The 18528-nt window shown below is 72.4% G+C and carries 20 protein-coding genes; 9 read left to right on the forward strand and 11 right to left on the reverse strand.

Annotated elements, in window-relative coordinates:
- The first annotated feature begins 81 nt into the window (after positions 1 to 81).
- Together AAW13_RS00665 and AAW13_RS00670 are read left to right on the forward strand one after the other, a co-directional pair.
- Positions 82 to 1347, forward strand: coding sequence for a VWA domain-containing protein (locus AAW13_RS00665; RefSeq protein WP_046726862.1), 1266 nt, complete (start codon positions 82 to 84; stop codon positions 1345 to 1347).
- The gene (locus AAW13_RS00670) at positions 1347 to 2147 is read left to right on the forward strand and encodes a hypothetical protein (RefSeq protein WP_046726893.1); all 801 of its coding nucleotides are present in this window, start codon (positions 1347 to 1349) and stop codon (positions 2145 to 2147) included. The genes AAW13_RS00665 and AAW13_RS00670 overlap by 1 nt, the downstream gene beginning before the upstream one ends.
- 54 nt (positions 2148 to 2201) lie before the next feature.
- Here the strand turns inward: AAW13_RS00670 and AAW13_RS00675 are convergent, their stop codons facing one another.
- On the reverse strand, positions 2202 to 2828 hold the full coding sequence (locus AAW13_RS00675) for a winged helix-turn-helix transcriptional regulator (protein WP_046726861.1): 627 nt from the start codon (positions 2826 to 2828) through the stop codon (positions 2202 to 2204).
- Between the two features lie 81 nt (positions 2829 to 2909).
- Between AAW13_RS00675 and AAW13_RS00680 the strand changes: the two genes are divergently transcribed.
- The 4 genes from AAW13_RS00680 (at position 2910) to AAW13_RS00695 (ending at position 6285) form a co-directional block, all read left to right on the forward strand.
- On the forward strand, positions 2910 to 4118 hold the full coding sequence (locus AAW13_RS00680; protein WP_046726860.1) for a pyridoxal phosphate-dependent aminotransferase: 1209 nt from the start codon (positions 2910 to 2912) through the stop codon (positions 4116 to 4118).
- Between the two features lie 179 nt (positions 4119 to 4297).
- The gene (locus AAW13_RS00685; RefSeq protein ID WP_046726859.1) at positions 4298 to 4912 is read left to right on the forward strand and encodes a histidine phosphatase family protein; all 615 of its coding nucleotides are present in this window, start codon (positions 4298 to 4300) and stop codon (positions 4910 to 4912) included.
- 272 nt (positions 4913 to 5184) lie between these two features.
- A complete protein-coding gene (locus AAW13_RS00690) occupies positions 5185 to 5805 on the forward strand; it encodes a hypothetical protein (protein WP_046726892.1) in 621 nt (206 codons plus the stop codon).
- Between the two features lie 57 nt (positions 5806 to 5862).
- The gene (locus tag AAW13_RS00695; RefSeq protein WP_046726858.1) at positions 5863 to 6285 is read left to right on the forward strand and encodes an acyl-CoA thioesterase; all 423 of its coding nucleotides are present in this window, start codon (positions 5863 to 5865) and stop codon (positions 6283 to 6285) included.
- 38 nt (positions 6286 to 6323) lie between these two features.
- Here AAW13_RS00695 and AAW13_RS00700 read toward each other — a convergent pair whose 3' ends face one another.
- Complete coding sequence (locus AAW13_RS00700; protein ID WP_206306117.1) at positions 6324 to 6725, reverse strand: winged helix-turn-helix transcriptional regulator; 402 nt, start codon at positions 6723 to 6725, stop codon at positions 6324 to 6326.
- Positions 6726 to 6858: 133 nt separating this feature from the next.
- Between AAW13_RS00700 and AAW13_RS00705 the strand changes: the two genes are divergently transcribed.
- On the forward strand, positions 6859 to 8292 hold the full coding sequence (locus AAW13_RS00705; protein WP_046726857.1) for an MFS transporter: 1434 nt from the start codon (positions 6859 to 6861) through the stop codon (positions 8290 to 8292).
- A 3-nt stretch (positions 8293 to 8295) separates the two neighbouring features.
- Here AAW13_RS00705 and AAW13_RS00710 read toward each other — a convergent pair whose 3' ends face one another.
- Positions 8296 to 9150 (reverse strand): NAD(P)H-binding protein, encoded by an 855-nt coding sequence (locus AAW13_RS00710; RefSeq protein ID WP_046726890.1) that lies wholly within the window; start codon positions 9148 to 9150, stop codon positions 8296 to 8298.
- 102 nt (positions 9151 to 9252) lie between these two features.
- Here AAW13_RS00710 and AAW13_RS00715 point away from each other — a divergent pair, with 102 nt between their 5' ends.
- The gene (locus tag AAW13_RS00715) at positions 9253 to 10131 is read left to right on the forward strand and encodes a helix-turn-helix domain-containing protein (protein WP_079178661.1); all 879 of its coding nucleotides are present in this window, start codon (positions 9253 to 9255) and stop codon (positions 10129 to 10131) included.
- Here AAW13_RS00715 and AAW13_RS00720 read toward each other — a convergent pair.
- From AAW13_RS00720 to polX, 8 genes are all read right to left on the reverse strand, one after another.
- Positions 10043 to 11374 (reverse strand): nucleobase:cation symporter-2 family protein, encoded by a 1332-nt coding sequence (locus tag AAW13_RS00720; protein WP_046726888.1) that lies wholly within the window; start codon positions 11372 to 11374, stop codon positions 10043 to 10045. The two genes, AAW13_RS00715 and AAW13_RS00720, sit on opposite strands and share 89 nt — an antisense overlap.
- A 273-nt stretch (positions 11375 to 11647) precedes the next feature.
- Positions 11648 to 13024 (reverse strand): 8-oxoguanine deaminase, encoded by a 1377-nt coding sequence (locus AAW13_RS00725; protein ID WP_046726856.1) that lies wholly within the window; start codon positions 13022 to 13024, stop codon positions 11648 to 11650.
- Positions 13025 to 13138: 114 nt separating this feature from the next.
- On the reverse strand, positions 13139 to 14032 hold the full coding sequence (gene pucL, locus AAW13_RS00730) for a factor-independent urate hydroxylase (RefSeq protein WP_046726855.1): 894 nt from the start codon (positions 14030 to 14032) through the stop codon (positions 13139 to 13141).
- Positions 14033 to 14039: 7 nt separating this feature from the next.
- Positions 14040 to 14435 carry a hydroxyisourate hydrolase gene (gene uraH, locus AAW13_RS00735; RefSeq protein WP_046726854.1) on the reverse strand — a complete coding sequence of 132 codons (396 nt, stop codon included), beginning with the start codon at positions 14433 to 14435 and terminating at the stop codon, positions 14040 to 14042.
- 4 nt (positions 14436 to 14439) lie between these two features.
- Entirely contained in the window at positions 14440 to 14952 is a 513-nt protein-coding gene (gene uraD / locus AAW13_RS00740) for a 2-oxo-4-hydroxy-4-carboxy-5-ureidoimidazoline decarboxylase (RefSeq protein ID WP_046726853.1), read from the reverse strand.
- A gap of 178 nt (positions 14953 to 15130) precedes the next feature.
- Positions 15131 to 15499 (reverse strand): helix-turn-helix domain-containing protein, encoded by a 369-nt coding sequence (locus AAW13_RS00745; RefSeq protein WP_046726852.1) that lies wholly within the window; start codon positions 15497 to 15499, stop codon positions 15131 to 15133.
- Positions 15496 to 15750: a hypothetical protein gene (locus AAW13_RS00750; RefSeq protein ID WP_071659376.1), complete on the reverse strand. Its 255-nt coding sequence runs from the start codon at positions 15748 to 15750 to the stop codon at positions 15496 to 15498. The genes AAW13_RS00745 and AAW13_RS00750 overlap by 4 nt, the downstream gene beginning before the upstream one ends.
- Positions 15751 to 15797: 47 nt before the next feature.
- Complete coding sequence (polX, locus tag AAW13_RS00755) at positions 15798 to 17537, reverse strand: DNA polymerase/3'-5' exonuclease PolX (protein ID WP_046726850.1); 1740 nt, start codon at positions 17535 to 17537, stop codon at positions 15798 to 15800.
- Positions 17538 to 17671: 134 nt separating this feature from the next.
- Between polX and AAW13_RS00760 the strand changes: the two genes are divergently transcribed.
- Positions 17672 to 18520, forward strand: a complete 849-nt coding sequence (locus AAW13_RS00760; protein WP_046726849.1) for a TIM barrel protein — start codon at positions 17672 to 17674, stop codon at positions 18518 to 18520.
- Positions 18521 to 18528 lie beyond the last annotated feature (8 nt).

The raw sequence follows: 18528 nt of genomic DNA on the forward strand, positions 1-18528 counted from the left end.
GTGTTGTCTTTCCGGTCACCCGGGTTTCGCTGTCCCGGGCTCGTTTTGGAGCACGGCACCTCTGATCAATAAGATCCGCCGATGATCAGAACACAACGGCCGGCGGCGGCAGTCTGCGCGCTGCTCGCCGCCCTGGCCGCCGGGATCGCGTTCCCCGGCCCGGCGGTCGCCGACGAGACCGACCAGGCCGCTCCCAAGGTGGAGCTCGTGCTCGACGTCAGCGGGTCCATGCGGACCGCGGACATGGACGGCGGGACGCGGATGGCCGCGGCGAAGCAGGCTTTCAACGACGTGCTGGACGCGACACCAGAGGAAGTCCAGCTCGGCATCCGGACACTCGGTGCCAACTACCGTGGCAACGACCGCAAGGAGGGCTGCAAGGACACCGCGCAGCTCTACCCGGTCAGTACGCTCGACCGCACCGAGGCGAAGACGGCCGTCGCCACGCTCCAGCCGACCGGGTGGACGCCGATCGGCCCCGCGCTGCTCAAGGCCGCCGACGACCTGCAAGGCGGCGCCGGCACCCGCCGTATCGTCCTGATCAGCGACGGCGAGGACACCTGCCAGCCGCTGGACCCGTGCGAGGTGGCCCGCGAGATCGCCGCCAAGGGCATCGGGCTGACCATCGACACCCTCGGCCTGGTCCCGGACGCCAAGACCCGCGACCAGCTCAGCTGCATCGCGGACGCGACCGGCGGCACCTACACCTCCGTGCAGCACAAGGAGGAACTGACCGACCGGGTCGGGCAGTTGGTGGACCGGGCGGCCGATCCGGTGGTGACGCCGGTGGCGACCGAGGGGACCGGCCAGTGCTCGTCCGCTCCCGCGCTGAAGTCCGGTCTGTACACGGACCGTGAGGAGTTCGGCCAGCAGCGCTGGTACAAGGTGGACGTCAAACCCGGTCAGGAGCTGCGGACTTCGGTGAGCGTCGCCGCCGACCGGGCCGTCGACGCCAACTACGGCGTGCTGCTGCGTGCGGTGACCGTGCACGGCCGTGAGATCGTGCGCGGCGAGGCCTCGGGGACGGGGCGTACGGACGTCATCTCGACCGGGTTGCGGTACCCGAAGGCCGAGAGCGACGACGACGAGGACACCACCCCTGAGACCGTCTGCCTCCAGCTGACCAACTCGTTCTCGGCCGCGGCCGGGGTCAAGACCAGCCCCGGTCTGCCCGTCGAGCTGACGGTCGACGTGGTGGACGGCCCGTCGAAGGCGGGCGACGTCGCCTCCTTCGGGCTCGGCCGCGGCTGGTGGCTGCTGGGCGCCCTGGTGCTGGCCGGCTTCCTCGCGGGTCTGGTGTGGGGCTGGGTGTCGCGCTGGCGGGTCGCGGTCTGGAGGACCAACTGATGTGGATCACACGAGTGCTGAGCACCGCCCTGCTGACGGTGGGCCTTGCGGCGGGCCCGGCGGTGGCCGACTCCTCGCCGTCCCCCAGCGCCTCGGAGGACAGCGGCGCGCCGACCCAGGCGGGCACGTCCTTCCGTACGGCGACGGAGCTCGACCAGGGGCAGCAGGGCACGGCCGGCGGCTCCACGGGCGACTACCTGTACTGGTCGTTCCCGGCGGACACCGGCCGGCGTCCGGACGTCAGGGCGACGGTGAAGCTGCCCGACTCGCACGCGGCGCAGACCTGGCAGATCGACGTGTACGACGGTCTGCGGCGCCGGCAGTCCTGCCAGTACGGCGCGCAGACCCGCACGGCCGCGCAGGGCGCCGGCACGGTGGAGCTGGCCTGCGTGCTGCGTACCGTGCGCGCCTGGTCCGAGCCGTGGTCCGACGACCCGCTGCCGGGGACGTACTACATCCGGCTGACGGTGCTGAACCTGAGTTCGGCCGACCTCGGTCAGCCGGTGAGCGCCGAGGTGCGGGCGGACTCCAAGGACATCGGCGGCTCGGCGGCGGTGGACGGCTCGCTGGCGAAGCCACTGGTGCCGGGGATCGCGGTCAAGTCCGAGTCCGGTGACGGGGACAAGAAGGCCGCGGTGCTGTCCAGCTTCGGTTCCGACGACGGATGGTCCTCCGGCTGGTGGACGGACCGTTGGGTGTGGACCGGCATCGGCGGCGTGCTGGCCGCGCTGGCCGGAATCGGCGGATACGCGCTGACGCGCGGGACGGGACGGCCGTCCCGGGTGCCGCCGGGCGCCTGATCCGGCCGGACCCACCGACCGGGCTCCCCTGCGCGGGGGCCCGGTCGCCCTTTTTCAGGCCTCCCGCAGCGCCTTGGCCACCGCCCCGTCGCCGGTCACCGTGACCCGGCCGGTCCGTACCGCGTCCGGCAGCGCCAACTCCCCCTGTGCCAGGGCCGTACAGGTCTCCGTGTCCAGCAGAAGCCGCGCGTCGGGTTCGGCCGGCGCCGGGCCGTCGCCGTACACCGGGCCGTCCTCCGCGCCGACGCGCAGGTGGAACTCCCCTTCCTCCAGCCGGACTTCCACGACGCCCTGACCCTCGACGGCGCGCAGCAGGGGCAGTGCGAACCAGTGGGCGCGGGCCGCGTCCGTGGGGCGGCGCTCGCCCAGCTCGGGCTCGCCCCACCGCCCCAGGGCCTGCAACACGGGGAGCAGGTCCCGCCCCCGCGCGGTGAGTTCGTAGACGTACGCCGCGCCCGGCGGCGGCAGCCGCCGCCTGGTCGTGAGCCCGTCCCGCTCCATGTCCTTCAGCCGGGAGGCGAGGACGTCCGTGCTGACCCCCGGCAGATCCGCGTGCAGATCCGTGTAGCGGCGGGGGCCGCCGAGCAGTTCCCGGACGATCAGCAGGGTCCAGCGGTCGCCCACCAGGTCGAGGGCGCGGGCCGCGGAACAGTACTGGTCGTAGCTTCGGCGAGGTGACATGCGACGCAGTCTAGACAAGATGTTGGACTTTCCAAGCTCCTACTTGGTAAAACCAAGCAACACGAGTTCCCGGAGGGGCGCATGGAGTTCCGGCAGTCCAACAAGCTCAGCGAGGTCTGTTACGAGATCCGCGGACCGGTGATCGAGCACGCCAACGCGCTGGAGGAGGCGGGCCACAGCGTGCTGCGCCTGAACACCGGCAACCCCGCGCTGTTCGGCTTCGAGGCACCGGAGGAGATCCTCCAGGACATGATCCGGATGCTGCCGCAGGCGCACGGCTACACGGACTCGCGCGGCATCCTCTCCGCCCGCCGGGCGGTGGCGCAGCGCTACCAGACGCTGGGCCTGGAAGTGGGCGTCGACGACGTCTTCCTCGGCAACGGCGTCTCCGAACTGGTCTCCATGGCCGTGCAGGCGCTGGTCGAGGACGGCGACGAGATCCTCATCCCGGCCCCGGACTTCCCCCTCTGGACGGCGGTGACCACGCTCGCCGGCGGCAAGGCGGTGCACTACCTCTGCGACGAGCAGGCCGAGTGGTACCCGGACCTGGCCGACATGGAGTCGAAGATCACGGACCGCACCAAGGCCGTCGTCATCATCAACCCGAACAACCCGACCGGCGCGGTGTACCCGAAGGAGATCCTGGAGGGCATCCTCGACCTGGCCCGCCGGCACGGCCTGATGGTCTTCGCCGACGAGATCTACGACCAGATCCTGTACGACGACGCCGTCCACCACTCGACCGCGGCCCTCGCCCCCGACCTGGTCGTCCTCACCTTCTGCGGCCTGTCCAAGACCTACCGCGTGGCCGGCTTCCGCTCGGGCTGGCTGGTCGTCACCGGCCCCAAGCAGCATGCCAGGGACTACCTGGAGGGCCTGACCATGCTGGCCTCCATGCGGCTCTGCGCCAACGCGCCCGCCCAGTACGCCATCCAGGCCGCGCTCGGCGGACGCCAGTCCGTCCGCGAACTCGTGGTGCCCGGCGGCCGGCTGTACGAGCAGCGCAACGTGGCCTGGCAGAAGCTCAACGAGATCCCCGGCGTCTCGTGCGTCAAACCCAAGGGCGCCCTCTACGCCTTCGCCCGCATCGACCCCAAGGTGCACCCCATCCACGACGACGAGAGGTTCGTCCTGGACCTGCTCCTCCAGGAGAAGATCCAGGTCGTCCAGGGCACCGGCTTCAACTGGCCCGCCCCCGACCACTTCCGCATCCTGACCCTGCCGTACGCGGAGGACCTGGAGACGGCGATCGGCCGGATCGGAAGGTTCCTGAGCGGCTACCGGCAGTAGGCCGGCGACGGGGCGCCGCGCGGAAGCACGGCCGGGTGACCGGGGCGCCGCGCGGAAGCACGGCCGGGTGACCCGGGCGCCGGGACGGCCCGGCGTTACTCCTTCCGGCCGACCCACGGCACGGTCCACGGGCGCGTGACGGCACCGAACCGGAGGGGTTGGCTCTTAGCCTCTGACCCATGGGAGATGTCCTTCTCGTCCGGCACGGTGAGACCGAGTGGTCGCGGTCCGGGCGGCATACCGGGTGGACCGACCTGCCACTCACCGAGCACGGCAGGGCCGAGGCGCGGCGGCTGCTGCCGTTGGTCCGTTCGCACCGCGTCGGCGCCGCCTTCGTCAGCCCCCTCCGGCGGGCCCGGGAGACCGCCGAGCTGATCGGGGCGCCCGACGCCCGGGCCGACGCCGACCTGCGGGAGTGGGACTACGGCGGCTACGAGGGCGTGACCACCGTGGACATCCAGCGCACCCGGCCGGGCTGGTTCCTGTTCACGGACGGGGTCGCGCCGGGGCCGCCGGAGCACCCCGGGGAGAGCCCGGAGCAGGTCGGGGAGCGCGCCGACCGGATGCTGGCCAAGGTCGAGGCGGCGCTCGCCGACACGGAGGGCGCGGTGCTGCTGGTGGCGCACGGCCACTTCCTGCGCGTGCTGACCGCCCGCCGCCTGGGCCTGCCACCGTCCGCCGGCGCCCTCTTCCAACTGGCCACCGGCACCCTGTGCCGACTGGGCACCGAGCACGACCGGCCGGTGATCGCGGGATGGAACATCCGCCCGGACGAACCGACCAACGCGAACTGAGCAGGGCGGGGCAGCACAGGCCAGGACAGCCGCCGGACACCGGGCACCACACCTCAGGTCCGGCTGCCTACCCGTACAGGGCCTGCCCGCGTGGAGCCCGGCCAGTTGTAAGCCGGGCCGTCTGGCCGCCCGGCCCGTGCGCGGCCTGCCCTGGCGGGGGCTGTCGGTTCGTGGCCGGTGTCAGGGCCCCGCTGGTTGTCAGTGGGGGGTCGTAGCCTTCGGGGTGTGGATCCGTGCGGCCCGTGCGGATCGACGCCGGAGAGGAGCACGCCGTGAGCCGGCCACCCACCGCCGCGCAGCGGCGGGTCATCGACGCCGCCGACCCGGTCACCGGGCGGCTGCGGGGCACGGAGGCGCAGCTCGCGGCGCTGGTGAGGCTCGGGCTCGCCTTCCGGCACCCGCGGCCGCCGCACGACCACTTCCTGACCCCCGCCGGGCACCGGGCCCGGGAGGCCGCGGAGCCCCGGGCCGACGCGGAGCCCGCGCCCGCGGCCGGCGGGTTCGCCGCACGGGTCGGCGGGGAGGAGCGGACCGACGCCGGGCCCGCCCGGGCCCGTGAGGTGCACAGCGCCTGGCAGGGCCTGCTCGAACTGCGCCGGATGACCAACGCCGACGGCGCCACCGACCGGCCCTGCGGATGGGAGCGCACGCACCTGGTGCGGGCCGCCGCGCTCGCCCTGGAGGCGGCCGGACACCCGCCGGAGGGGCCGGACGGCCCCGGCTACCGGGTCCGGGCCACCCCGCAGCCGGAGGCGGTCGCCGTGTACGCGCCGGACGGAGCGGGCCTGCGGGCGTGCGCGGGCACGTTGGAAGAGGCCGGCTGGCAGACCGGCGAGTACACCGAACCCCGGACCGGAACGCGCTATCTGCTGGCATCGCCACGCCGGGTGTGACGCCCGTGCCAGGATGCCGACAAAGGATCAGTGCGTCGTACACGAGAAGGGGAAGTCGTGAGCGAACCGTATTCCGTCCGCGTCACGGTCCGTGGCTACGAGACCGACGTCCAGGGCCATCTGAACCAGGCGGTGTACATCAACTACGCCGAGCACGCCCGCTGGTCGCTGCTCCAGGCCGCCGGGATCACCCAGGCCCAGCTGGTCGGCCGGGGGGTGGGTCCGGTGGCCCTGGAGACCACCATCCGGTACAAACGCGAGCTGCTCGCCGGTGACGAGGTCGATGTGACCTGCGCGTTCGACTGGAGCGGCGGCAAGACCTTCCGGGTGCTCCAGTCGATCGTCAAGGCCGACGGCACGCAGGCCGCCGAGGTCGAGGCGGTCGGCGGACTGCTGGACCTGAGGGCCCGGAAGCTGGTCACGGATCCGAGCGAGATCTTCCGGGAACTCGCCAAGGAACCGGAGCTGTTCGGCTTCTGAGGCCCGGACCCGCGAAGTCCGGGCCGCGTCCCGCCGGCCTACGCGTCGAGCAGCTCCGGCTGGTGCTCGGCGTCGTAGGCCGCCCGCGCCTTGGCGACGTACTCGCGGTTGCGTTCGGCCCAGTCGGTCAGCCTCAGCAGGGTCTCGTGCAACTCCACCGCCACCGGGGTGAGTTCGTACTCGACCTTCGGCGGCACCGTCGGATGGACGGTGCGGGTCACCAGCCCGTCGCGCTCCAGGTTGCGCAGGGTGAGGGCCAGCATCCGCCGGCTGATGCCCTCGATGCCGCGCTCCAGCTCGGTGAAGCGGATCGGGCCGTGCGCCGCCGCGACCAGGATCTGCACGCTCCATTTGCCGGCCACCCTGTCAAGAACCTCGCGGACCGGGCACGCGTGGGCGTTCACCACCTGGGTGGTAACACCGGTGTTCCTCTGGGACATCGAACTGCCTCCTTACGCCGTCCTCCGATGGTCACTCACCATGAACCCCGTTACAAGTCGTGCACCTTGCGCACGATCGGTTCCTGTTGGTGTCCCTGACAAGTTCTAGGGCGATTACGGAGGCCAGAAGGCCATGTCGAGCACGACCGGCACACCGGCCGCACCGGTGACTCCTTCCCGAACATACCCGCGCCGGGCGTCCCTCGCCGTGCTGTGCGCGGGTGCGCTGATGACGATCCTGGACGGCACCATCGTCACGGTGGCGATGCCGGCCGTCCAACGCGACCTGGGTTTCAGCGGCCCGGGGCTGGCCTGGGTGGTGAACGCCTATCTGATCCCGTTCGGCGGGCTGCTGCTGCTGTTCGGCCGTCTGGGTGATCTGCTGGGGCGCAGGCGGATGTTCACGGCCGGGCTCGCCGTGTTCACCGCGGCCTCCGTGGCCTGCGGGCTGGCGACGGGCCAGGGCGCGCTGATCGCCGCGCGGGCCGTGCAGGGCGCCGGTGGGGCGATGTCGTCGGCGGTGGTCCTCGGCATGCTGGTGGCGCTCTACCCGGAGCCGCGCGAACAGGCGCGGGCCATCGCGGTGTTCAGTGCGGTGGGGGCGGTGGGCGCCACTCTCGGCACGTTCCTCGGCGGGGCGCTGACGCAGGCGCTGAGCTGGCACTGGATCTTCCTGATCAACCTGCCGATCGGGGTGGCCGCCTGGCTGGCGGCACTGCGCGTCCTGGCCCGCGACCCCGGCGCCGGGCCCGGCGCCGGCGCGGACTGGCCGGGCGCCGCCCTGGTCACCGGCGCGCTGATGCTCACCGTGTACGTCATCGTCGGCGCCGGCGACCGGACCCCGGCCGCCACCGCCGGGCTCGCCGCGCCGGCCCTCGCGCTCCTCGTGGCGTTCGCCGTCCGGCAGGCACGGACCGACCGACCGCTGCTGCGGCTGCGGCTGCTGCGCTCCCGGGTGTTGAGCGGCGCGAACGGTGTGCAGGTCCTGATGGTCGCGACGATGTACGGTTTCCAGTTCCTCGGCGCGCTCTACCTCCAACGCGTCCTGGGTTTCGGCGAGTTGCACACGGGCCTGGCCTTCCTGCCGGCGCCGCTCGCGATCGGCGTGCTGATGCTCGGACTGTCGGCGCGCCTCACCGGCCGGTTCGGCGGGTACCGGGTGCTGCTCGCCGGACTGGTGCTGATCACCGCCGGGATGGCCCTGCTGAGCCGGGCGGCCGCCGACGGCTCGTACGCGGCCGACGTGCTGCCGCCGATGCTGCTCATGGCGGCCGGGTTCGCCGCGGCGATGCCCCCGCTCACCGGTCTCGCCATGTCCGGCGCCCGCCCGGAGGACGCCGGACTGGCCTCCGGTCTTTTCAACTCCACGCAGGTGGTGGGTGGTTCGCTGGGGCTGGCCGTCCTGTCCACGCTCGCGGCGAGCCACACCGGCGGGCTGCTGCACCGGGGTGCCGAGTTGGTGCCGGCCACGGCGGAGGGCTATCGGCTGGCGTTCCGGGTGGCGGCGGTGATCGCGGCGACGGCCCTGGCGCTGGCGGCGGTCACGCTCCGGCCGGACCGGGAGTGAGGCTCAGCCCGCCTCGAACAGGCGCCGGTTGTCCTCGGCCCAGGTCCGGAAGGACCGGGCCGGCCGGCCCAGCACCCGGGGCACGTCCTCGGTGACCACCGCGTTGCCGCCGGCCCGGACGAACGCCACCCCCCTCAGCACCCCGTCGGCCCGGGAGCCGTCCATGCCCCAGGCGCTGCGCAGGAAGTCGCGTGTCCCGTCCGGGGACAGGTCCCGGGTCGGGACCGGGCGGCCCAGGACCTCGGCGAGGACGGCGGCCTGGCCGGGGACGCTGATCGCCTCGGGACCGGTCAGGGTGTACGTCCTACCCGCGTGCCCGGTGTCGAGCAGGGCCCGCACCGCCACCTCGGCGATGTCGCGCGGGTCGATCACGCCCGACGCGCCGTCCCCGGTCATGTTGGGCACCGGCTCGCCCGCTCGCAGTGACTGGACCCAGGTCAGCGTGTTGGAGGCGAACGAGGAGGGCCGCAGCACCGTCCAGTCGGCTCCGCTCTCCCGCAGCGCCCGCTCGCCCGCCACGTGCCAGAGCGCGGAGGGCCCGACGGCGGTGTCGCCGGTGCCGATGGCGGAGAGCTTCACGAGCCGCGCCACGCCCGCGGCCCGGGCCGCCGTGACCAGCGCCGCGTCCTCCCCCGCGTCGGGGCCCGGCGGCCGGAGCAGGAAGGCGGCCGTCGCCCCGGTGAGCGCGGCGGCCACGGACTCCGGGTCGGCGAGGTCCCCGCGGACCACCTCCACCCCGGCGGGCGTCCGTGCCCTCGCCGGGTCCCGGGTGAGCGCGCGCACCTTCGCACCGCGCTCGGCCAGCTGTCGTACGACGTCACTCCCGATGGTGCCCGTGGCACCCGTCACCAGAATCATGCCGTCCACGGTGGGCCCGCCGGACCGCCCGGCTCTTGGAAATTCCGGCACGGCAGGCCCACCCGGACGACCGTGCCGGGCGCTTACGGTGGAGGGGTGCCGATGACCACCACCGAGCCGCTTCCCACCGCACCCGAGGCGCTGCGCCCCTGGATCGCCGGGGTGCGGACCATGTCCTTCGCCGAGCCGCCCGACGGGACGTTCGTGCAGCTGCCGGACGCGGTGACCAAGGTGGTGCTGCGGGTGACGGGGGACGGACGGCGGGACGTGCTGGCGGTCGGACCGCGGGTGCGCGCCACCTACCACGAGGGGAAGGGGCACATCGCGTGTGTGGAGCTGCGCCTCGCACCTGGAACGGCCGTACCCCTGCTGGGAGTCGCGGCCGCCGGGCTGGTCGGCCGGGTGGTGCCGCTGGACCGCCTGCCGGGCCCGGCGGCACACCGGTTCGCGCGTGCGATGCGGTGGCTGGATCCACTGGAGGCGCTGCCGCGGATCGCCGAGGTGCTGCCCGGCCTGCTCGCCGAGCAGGCGGACCCGGCCCGGACGGCTCTGCTGCGGGCGGGCGTGGACGCGCTGTCGGTACGGATGGACCGGGCGCCCGCGCGGGTGCGTGAGGTGGCCCGGGAACTGGCCGTGAGCGAACGCCAGTTGCGGAACCTGTTCACCGAGGGGGTGGGTGTCTCCCCCAAGCACTTCGCCCGGATCGACCGTGTCCGCGCGGTGGCCAGCCGGGCCGGCAGCACCCGCTGGTCCGAACTGGCCGCCGCCACCGGCTACTTCGACCAGTCGCACATGACGACCGACTTCCGCACCCTGATGGGCGTGCCGCCCCGCTCCTACTTCACCGGGCGGCTGCCGGCCACCACCCCGTGCCAGGCGGTCCGCGCTTCCGTCACGGGATCGACTGGGGGGACGGGAGGGGCACGGCGGCCGCTGCCGCGCCCCGCGCCGCCGCCGCGGGCCGCCGGCCCAGGTGGTTGAAGACCAGGTTCAGCAGTACGGCCGTCACGCACCCCGTCGAGATGCCCGAGTCGAGGACGGTCCGGGCCGTCTCCGGGAAGGCGTGGTAGAAGTCCGGCTCGGTGATCGGGACGATGCCGACGGCCAGCGCGACCGCGACCACCAGGATGTTGTCGCCCTGGTCCAGCCCTGCCCTGACCAGCGTCTGGATGCCGCTGGCCGCCACCGAACCGAAAAGGACCACGCCCGCGCCGCCCAGCACCGGGCGGGGCACGACGGCGATCAGCGAGGCGGCCGCCGGGCACAGCCCCATCAGCACCAGGAAACCGCCGCCGGCCGCGACCACGAAGCGGCTGCGGATCCGGGTCATCGCGACCAGGCCGATGTTCTGTGCGAAGGCGCTGCACATGAACCCGTTGAAGAGCGGGCTGATCGCCGAGCCCAGGGTGTCGGCGCGCAGCCCGGCCGCGATGGTCCGTTCGTCGGCGGGGCGTTCCACGATCTCGCCCAGCGCCAGCATGTCCGCGGTCGACTCGGTCATCGAGACGACCATCACCACGCACAGGGAGAGGATCGCGGCGAGCTGGAACTGCGGGGCGCCGAAGTGGAAGGGAGTGGGGAAGCCGACGAGGTCGGCGTCCGCGACCGGGGCGAAGTCCGTGACGCCGAACGGGATCGCGGCCAGGGTGCCCGCGACCAGGCCGATCAGTACCGCGATCTGCTTGACGAAACCCCGGGTGAACCGGCGCAGCAGCAGGACGGTGACGAGGGTGGCGGCGGCCAGGCCCAGGTACTCGGCGGAGCCGTAGTCGGGTGCCGTGGGGTCGGGTCCCTGGGCCCACCCGAAGGCCACCGGGAGCAGCGAGAGGCCGATCAGGGTGATGACCGAGCCGGTGACGACCGGCGGGAAGAAACGGACCGCCCTGCTGAAGAAGGGGGCGGCGAGGAAACCGAGGAGACCCGCCACGACCACCGCGCCGAAGATGACGGGCAGGGCGTCGGACTTGTCGTGCGTGGACGCGGCTATCGCGGTCATGGGGGCGACACCGGCGAAGGTGACGCCGTTGACGAAGGGCAGCCGGGCGCCGATCTTCCAGATCCCCAGGGTCTGGAGGAAGGTGGCGAGGCCCGCGGTGAAGAGGCAGGCGCCGGTCAGGAAGGTCAGTTCGGTGCCGGTGAGGCCGATGGCGGCGCCGACGATCAGGGGCGGGGCGACGACTCCGGCGTACATGGCGGCGACATGCTGGAGGCCGGTCGTCGCCATCTTCAGGGGCGGGAGTTTCTCGTCGACGGGATGCACTTCTTGCACAGCGGCTCTCCTCCGGTCGGTTACGCGGCGGCTCTGGCGCGGGTGTCAGGGAGGTGGTGCGTGATCCAGGTCGTGCGGGACCCGAGAGGAGGACGGGTGCCGTTCCCGGGCGCGCGCGAGGAAGCACGCGCCCGGGAGACGGCTGCCGTGGATCCGCGGGGGTCCACGGCCACCGACCGGGAGCCGTCCCTCCGGGTCGGAGCTCAGGTGACGTGACCGGCGGTGGGGTTACCGGCCGGCCAGACGCGCCAGCCGCTGGGCCTCGGCGCGGGTGGAGCGGGCGATCCGGTCCTCGTCCACGTGCAGCAGCCGGTTGTCCGCGACGATCTGACGGCCGTTCACGAAGGAGGCGGTGACCGGGGCGGCCGCGCCGAGGACCAGGGCGGCCACCGGGTCGGCGATGGAGGCGTGGGCGAGGGTGTCCAGCTTCCAGAGGACCAGGTCGGCGAGCTTGCCGGGTTCGAGGGAGCCGATCTGGCTCGCCCGGCCCAGGACCTGGGCGCCGCCGTAGGTGCCCAGGCGCAGTGCCTGACGTGCCGTCAGGGCCGCTTCCCGGTGCGCGCCGAGGCGGTTGACGAGCAGCGCGTTGCGCAGTTCGGTGTGGAGTTCGCCCGACTCGTTGGACGCGGTGCCGTCGACGCCCAGTCCCACGGGGACGCCCGCCGCCAGCATGTCCGGCACCCGGGCGATGCCGGCCGCCAGCCGGGCGTTGGACGACGGGCAGTGGGCGACACCCGTCCTGGTGCGCCCGAACGCGGCGATGTCGGAGTCGTTCATGTGGACGCAGTGCGCCATCCAGACGTCCTCGCCGAGCCAGCCGGTGGACTCGAAGTAGTCGGTGGGGCCCATGCCGAACAGCTCGTGGCAGAACTTCTCCTCCTCGACCGTCTCCGAGCCGTGGGTGTGCAGCCGTACCCCGAGGCGGCGGGCCAACTCGGCGCCTTCACGAAGGAGTTCGGTGGAGACGGAGAACGGGGAGCAGGGCGCGACGGCCACCTGGGTCATCGCGTCGAAGGAGTCGTCGTGGTACTCCTTGACGGTCGCCTCGGTGGCGGTGAGGGCGCCTTCGAGGGTCTCGACGGCGAAGTCCGGGGGCAGGCCGCCGTCCTTCTCGCTGCGGTCCATGGAGCCGCGGGCGAGGGTGAAGCGGACGCCCGTCTCCTGGGCGGCGCGGATGATCACGCCGGACAGGTCGCCGGAGTCCTTCGGGTAGACGTAGTGGTGGTCCATCGCGGTGGTGACCCCGCCCCGGGCCATCATCGCGAGCGAGCCCTGCGCCGCCGCGTACACCATCGGTTCGTCGATGCGCGCCCAGGTCGGGTACAGGGCGACGAGCCAGTCGAAGAGGTTGTGGTCGGTGGCGAGGCCCCGGGTGATCCACTGGTAGTAGTGGTGGTGGGTGTTGACCAGGCCGGGGGTGACCAGGTGGCCGGTGGCGTCGATACGGCGTTCGACGTCCGCCAGGCCCTCGGGGGCCGGGCCCGCGCCGAGGGACTCGATGCGGTTGCCGGCGAGCACGACGTGTCCGTCCGGGTACTCGGTGTCGTGGGCGTCGACGGTCGCGATGGCACAGTTCTCGATGACGATGCGCCGGTCTGCTGCCATGGTTTCGTCCTTTTCGCTCAGTGGACTTGTGAGGGGGGCACGGCAGGACCCTGGGGATTTGAGTGCCGCGGCCGGGGAGGCGGGTTCCCCGGCCGAGGGTGCCGAAAGGAATGTTCAGAGGTTGCTGAGGTCCACCGGGATGCGCGGCTCGCAGCCGTCCCGGACGACGGTCGCCTCGATCAGGCCGTAGGGCCGGTCCGCGGCGTAGTACACCTCATTGTCGTTCTTGAGGCCGAAGGGCTCCAGGTCGACCAGGAAGTGGTGCTTGTTCGGGAGCGAGAAGCGGATCTCGTCGATCTCGTCCCGGTGGTCGATGACCCGCGAGCCCATCTGGTAGAGGCTCTGCTGGAGCGAGAGTGAGTACGTCTCGGCGAAGGCCTGGAGCAGGTGCTTCCTGGTCTGCTCGTAGGACTCGTCCCAGTCCGGCATCCGCTGCTCGTCGCCGGTCCAGTTGAACCGCCAGCGGCCGGACACCTCGGTGGCCAGGATGCGGTCGTAGGCCTCGGGCAGGGTCGTGTACTTGTCCTTGACGTAGCCCCAGAACTCGGAGTCGGTCGAGTTCATCACGACGAGGTCCTTCAGGCCGGAGACGACCTCCCACGACGTGCCGTCGTAGGTGATCTGGGCGAGCCTGGTCTCCTGGCCCTTGCGGACGAAGGAGTGCGCGCCCTTCCCGGCGTGCTCGATCCGCTCCCAGGCGTACTCCTCGACCCGGATCCGGGCCCGGTGGATCGGCTGCTGCGAGGTCACGAAGTGCCGGGCGAGGTGGATGCCGAACTGCTCGGGCGACGTGATGCCGTGCTCCTTGGCGAACGCGTACACCGTGTTCTTGGTGGTGTCGGTCGGCAGGACGCTGGCGTTGGAGCCGGAGTAGTGGACCTCGTCCATGTCGCCGGAGAGCGAGACGGAGACGTTCAGGTCCCTGATGTGGTGGGTGGCGCCGTCCCGAGTGATCTTCACGACCCGGTTCTCGGCCTTGCCGTACTGGTTCTGTCCCAGGATGGGCATGTGTCTGCTAGCTCCCTCGGTAAACGGAGTAGCCGAACGGGTTGAGCAGCAGCGGTACGTGGTGGTGCTCGCCCGGCACGACGGCGAACGTGACCGCCACCTCCGGGAAGAACACGGCCGGTCCGCTGTCCCGATTCGCGGGGGCGTCCTGCTGCGCATCGGCTTGCTGATGGGTGAGATACGGCTCCACGGCGAAGTCGAGCCGTACGTGTGCCGTCCCTTCCGGCAGGTCCGGAAGGTCCTTGCACCGGCCGTCCGCGTCGGTCACGGAGCCGCCGAGCGCCTGCCAGTCCGCGCCGTGGCCGGTGCGGGCCGCGAGCCGGACGGCGACGCCCGCGGCGGGGCGGCCGGCGCTGGTGTCCAGGATGTGGGTGGACACGGAGGCGGTGGTGCGGGTGCTCATGGTGTCAGGCGTCCTCTTCGACGAGTCGGGCCAGCCGGATACGGTTGATCTTCCCCAGCTCGGTGCGGACGATCTCCCGCTCCCGCTCGGGCGGGTTGCCGATCCGCTCCCTGGCCGCGTCCCGCATCTCCTCGCCGCTGCGGCCGGTGGCGCAGATCAGGAAGACATGGCCGAACCTCTCCTGGTAGGCCAGGTTGAGTTCGAGCATCTCCGCCCTGAGTCCGCCGGCGGCGCCGGCCATGCCGGACTGCTCCCGGGCCGAGGTCGGGTCGCCGGGCCGCGGGCGCCCGATGGGCGGGTGTCCGGCCATGGCCTCCGCCAGGTCCTCAGCGGTCAGCTCGGCCATGGCGGCGTCGCTGGCGGCGTAGAGGGCCTCGGGGGCGGCGTAGGGGCGGTCGGCGAGCAGGTGCCGGGCCCATGCCGTGGAGGCGCACGCCTCGTGGAGGGCGGCCAGGGCCGCGTGCTCCTCCAGAGCGTTGAACCGGGCCAGACCCGGGGGCGTGGAAGTCGACGTCACGGGAGCCTCCGTGGCCGTGGGCGGCCTTCGTGCTGAACGGGCTGCGGTCAGCTAACGCCCTCCGGAACACCGAGTCAACACTTTGTTGAAAATTCCGCGTAACCTCTCCGGTCGCGGGCCGGCCGGGGAGCCGGCCGCCCGCCGGTCCGGGAGCCGGTCACCCGTCCCGGCGCGGCCCTCAGCTCTCCTTGTCGCGGTTCAGGTAGTTGTAGACGGTGAAGCGGCTCACGCCGAGCGCGCTCGCCACGGTCTCCACGCCGTGGCGGACCGAGAAGGCGCCCCGCGCCTCCAGGACGCGCACCACCTCCTGCTTCGCCTTGCGGTCCAGGTCGGCGAGCGGCTTGCCCTGTTTGCGCTCCATGGCGGCCAGGATGTGGTCGAGCGAGTCGGCGAGCTGCGGCAGCCGTACGGCGACCACGTCGACGCCCGCCCAGGCGAGCACGACGTCGTCGGCACCGGCCTCGTCGGGCGGGAGCATCTCCCCGCCCATGGCGTCGACCAGCGGCTTCACGGCCGTGATGAAGGGCTCGTCCGCGCGTCCGGTCACTTGTCGCCGCCCTCCCCCACCACGTTGACCTGGAGCGAGATCCGGGTGGCCCCGGCCTCCAGGGCTCTGCGCAGCAGCGCGTCCACGGCGGTGAGCACGGCCTCGGAGCCGCCCTCCGCCGTGTTCCCGAACGGCCCGACGTCCACCGCGTCCAGCTGCGCGCGCTCGATGACGTCCCGGGCGACCAGCGCGTGCGCGGGGGCCTCGTCGAGGTCGAAGGGCTCGGTCGTGAACTCCACTCTCAATCGCACGGGCTCAACCTAACGCGCGGCACGGTTCTTCGGGCAGTCTTCCCGGGTCACCCGCCCTTGCGCAGAAAGCTCCGCAGCCGCCGCTCGGGCCAGGTGTTGATCACGTCGTCCCCGGTGAGCCAGCCGCGCCGGGCGGTGCCGATGCCGTACCGCATGTGGGCGAGGTGCGGAACGGCGTGGGCGTCGCTGTTCACCGCGAACCGCACGCCGTGCCGGCGGGCCCGCAGGATGTCCTCGTCCCGCAGGTCGAGCCGGTCCGGGTGGGCGTTGATCTCCAGGGCGGTGCCGGTGCGGGCGCAGGCCGCGAAGACCGCGTCGAGGTCGGCGTCGATGGCCGGGCGCTTGCCGATGAGGCGGGTGGTGGGGTGGCCGATGATGTTCACGTACGGGTTCTCGCAGGCCCGCACGAGCCGCCGGGTCAGCTGCTCGCGGCTCTGCCTGAAGTGCGAGTGCACCGAGGCCACGCACAGGTCGAACCCGGCGAGGAAGTCGTCCGGCCAGTCCACCTCGCCCTCCGGGCCGATGTTCAGCTCGGTGCCGTGCAGCAGCCGCAGCCCGCCGCGCCGGCCCTTGGTGGGGTAGGTGCCGTCCAGTGCGCGCACCCGTTCCCGCTGGGCCAGCATCCGCTCGTTGGTCATGCGCTGCATGGCCAGGTCGGGCGCGTGGTCGGTGATCGCGTAGTAGGCGTAGCCGCGCGCCGCGGCGGCCTCGGCCATCTCCTCCAGCGGGGCGAGCCCGTCCGTGAGGTCGGTGTGGGTGTGCAGGTCGCCCCGGAGATCGTCCTCCGCGACCAGCTCGGGCAGATCGCCGCGCAGTCCGGCCTCGATCTCCCCGCGGTCCTCACGCAGGGTCGGCGGGATCCAGGGCAGGCCGAGCCGCTCGTACACCTCCTCCTCGGTTCCGGAGACGATCTTCTCGCCGCTCTCGACGTCGAAGAGGCCGTACTCGGAGAGCTTGAGCTTCTGGTGCACGGCCCGCTCGCGGGTGCGGATGTTGTGGGCCTTGGAACCGGTGAAGTACTGGAGGGCCGCGCCCCAGGAGTCCGGCGGCACGACCCGCAGGTCGACGTCGAGACCCCTGCCGGTCCGCACGGAGGTCTTCGTGCCGCCCTGTCCGATGACCTCGGTGACGTACGGCAGCCCGGTGAACGCCTTCATGACCGGCGCCGACTCCTCGGCCGCCGCGAGGATGTCGATGTCGCCGATGGTCTCCCGCATCCGGCGCAGCGAGCCGGCGTGGGCGCAGCGCTCGCAGCCGGGCACCGCGGAGAGCACCCGGACGATGTCCTCGGCCAGTTCCATGGCCACGTCGATGTGCGCCCGGCCGCCGGAGGCGCGCAGCAGCTCGATGCCGTGGAGGATGTTCTCCTCGGTCTTCGGGCCGAAGCCCCTGAGGTCGCGGAGCCGTTCGTCGCGTATGGCGTCGGCGAGTTCCGCCACCGAGGAGACGCCCAGTTCCTCGTAGACCGCCATCGCCTTCTTCGGGCCGAGGGTGGGAACGGCGGTGAGCCGGCGGACCCCGTCCGGGATCCTGGACCGCAGCTCCTCGACGGCGGCGACCGTGCCGCTGTCGACGTACTCGCGGACCTTCCGTGCGATCGACTTCCCGACGTTCGGGATCTCCTGGAGCCCCTTGAGGTCGAGGGCGGCGACATCGGCGTGGTGACCGCCGACCGATCGGGCGGCCTTCTCGTAGACGCGCGCCTTGAAGGCGTCTCCGCCGGTGATCGAGATCAGGTCGGCGTACTCCTGGAGCAGCGCGGCGACCTCGTCGTTGGACCGGGCCATGTCTTCAGGGTAGGGCGCGGGTTTTGCGCGGGCGCTCTTGACATCCCTCACCGACGACAGGCAGTCTTCCGTTAAGCAGAAGTCAACTTCCACCATACGGAATTACAAGCGAACGGAAGGGAGCGTCGGCCCCCATGCCGGGTTCTGAATGGAGCACAGCGGCAGAGCACCGCTTCACCGTCAACCTGTCGATCCTCTTCACGGAGCTTCCGCTCCTGGAGCGCCCCGCGGCCGCCGCCGCGGCCGGCTTCACCGCGGTCGAGCTGTGGTGGCCCTGGGTCGGGACCCCCACTCCGGCGCGGTCCGAACTCGGCGCGCTGCGCGAGGCGATCACGGCCGCGCGCGTCCGGCTGACCGGCCTGAACTTCTACGCCGGCGAGCTGCCCGGCCCCGACCGGGGCGCCCTGTCGGTCCCGGGTGAGGAGTCCGAGCGGTTCCGCGCCAACATCGACGTGGCGGCCGCCTTCGCCCGCTCCCTGGGCTGCCGGTCGCTCAACGCCCTGTACGGCAACCGCGTGGACGGCGTGGACCCGGCCGAACAGGACGCGCTGGCCCTGGAGAACCTGGTCCTGGCGGCGGAGGCGGCCGACCGCAACGGCGCGGTCCTGCTGATCGAGGCGCTCAACGCGCCGGAGTCGCCGCGGTATCCGCTGGTGTCGGCGCCGGCCGCGGTCGCGGTCGTCGACAAGGTGAACGAGACGTCGGGGCTCGGCAACGCCCGCTTCCTGATGGACCTGTACCACCTGTCCATGAACGGCGAGGACCTGCCGGCGGTGATCGAGCGGTACGCGCCGAGGACCGGCCATGTGCAGATCGCCGACAACCCGGGCCGCGGCGCCCCCGGCACCGGCTCCCTCCCCCTGGAGGACCTCGTCGAGCGGCTGCGGAAGGCCGGTTACGACGGCTGGATCGGCCTGGAGTACAAGGCGGGCGACCGCCCGAGTGCCGAGGCCTTCGACTGGCTCCCGCGCGCAGCGCGCTGAACTCCCCG

The sequence above is a fragment of the Streptomyces humi genome, assembly GCF_001005085.2.
In the GTDB taxonomy this organism is placed as follows: domain Bacteria; phylum Actinomycetota; class Actinomycetes; order Streptomycetales; family Streptomycetaceae; genus Streptomyces; species Streptomyces humi.

What these genes read in the sequence shown, in the direction of transcription:
- AAW13_RS00665 (WP_046726862.1), top strand. Translation starts at nt 82, where the DNA reads ATGATCAGAACACAACGGCCGGCGGCGGCAGTCTGCGCGCTGCTCGCC.
- AAW13_RS00670 (WP_046726893.1), top strand. Translation starts at nt 1,347, where the DNA reads ATGTGGATCACACGAGTGCTGAGCACCGCCCTGCTGACGGTGGGCCTT.
- AAW13_RS00675 (WP_046726861.1), bottom strand. Translation starts at nt 2,828, where the DNA reads ATGTCACCTCGCCGAAGCTACGACCAGTACTGTTCCGCGGCCCGCGCC.
- AAW13_RS00680 (WP_046726860.1), top strand. Translation starts at nt 2,910, where the DNA reads ATGGAGTTCCGGCAGTCCAACAAGCTCAGCGAGGTCTGTTACGAGATC.
- AAW13_RS00685 (WP_046726859.1), top strand. Translation starts at nt 4,298, where the DNA reads ATGGGAGATGTCCTTCTCGTCCGGCACGGTGAGACCGAGTGGTCGCGG.
- AAW13_RS00700 (WP_206306117.1), bottom strand. Translation starts at nt 6,725, where the DNA reads ATGTCCCAGAGGAACACCGGTGTTACCACCCAGGTGGTGAACGCCCAC.
- AAW13_RS00705 (WP_046726857.1), top strand. Translation starts at nt 6,859, where the DNA reads ATGTCGAGCACGACCGGCACACCGGCCGCACCGGTGACTCCTTCCCGA.
- AAW13_RS00710 (WP_046726890.1), bottom strand. Translation starts at nt 9,150, where the DNA reads ATGATTCTGGTGACGGGTGCCACGGGCACCATCGGGAGTGACGTCGTA.
- AAW13_RS00715 (WP_079178661.1), top strand. Translation starts at nt 9,253, where the DNA reads ATGACCACCACCGAGCCGCTTCCCACCGCACCCGAGGCGCTGCGCCCC.
- AAW13_RS00720 (WP_046726888.1), bottom strand. Translation starts at nt 11,374, where the DNA reads ATGGCGACGACCGGCCTCCAGCATGTCGCCGCCATGTACGCCGGAGTC.
- AAW13_RS00725 (WP_046726856.1), bottom strand. Translation starts at nt 13,024, where the DNA reads ATGGCAGCAGACCGGCGCATCGTCATCGAGAACTGTGCCATCGCGACC.
- pucL (WP_046726855.1), bottom strand. Translation starts at nt 14,032, where the DNA reads ATGCCCATCCTGGGACAGAACCAGTACGGCAAGGCCGAGAACCGGGTC.
- uraH (WP_046726854.1), bottom strand. Translation starts at nt 14,435, where the DNA reads ATGAGCACCCGCACCACCGCCTCCGTGTCCACCCACATCCTGGACACC.
- polX (WP_046726850.1), bottom strand. Translation starts at nt 17,537, where the DNA reads ATGGCCCGGTCCAACGACGAGGTCGCCGCGCTGCTCCAGGAGTACGCC.
- AAW13_RS00760 (WP_046726849.1), top strand. Translation starts at nt 17,672, where the DNA reads ATGCCGGGTTCTGAATGGAGCACAGCGGCAGAGCACCGCTTCACCGTC.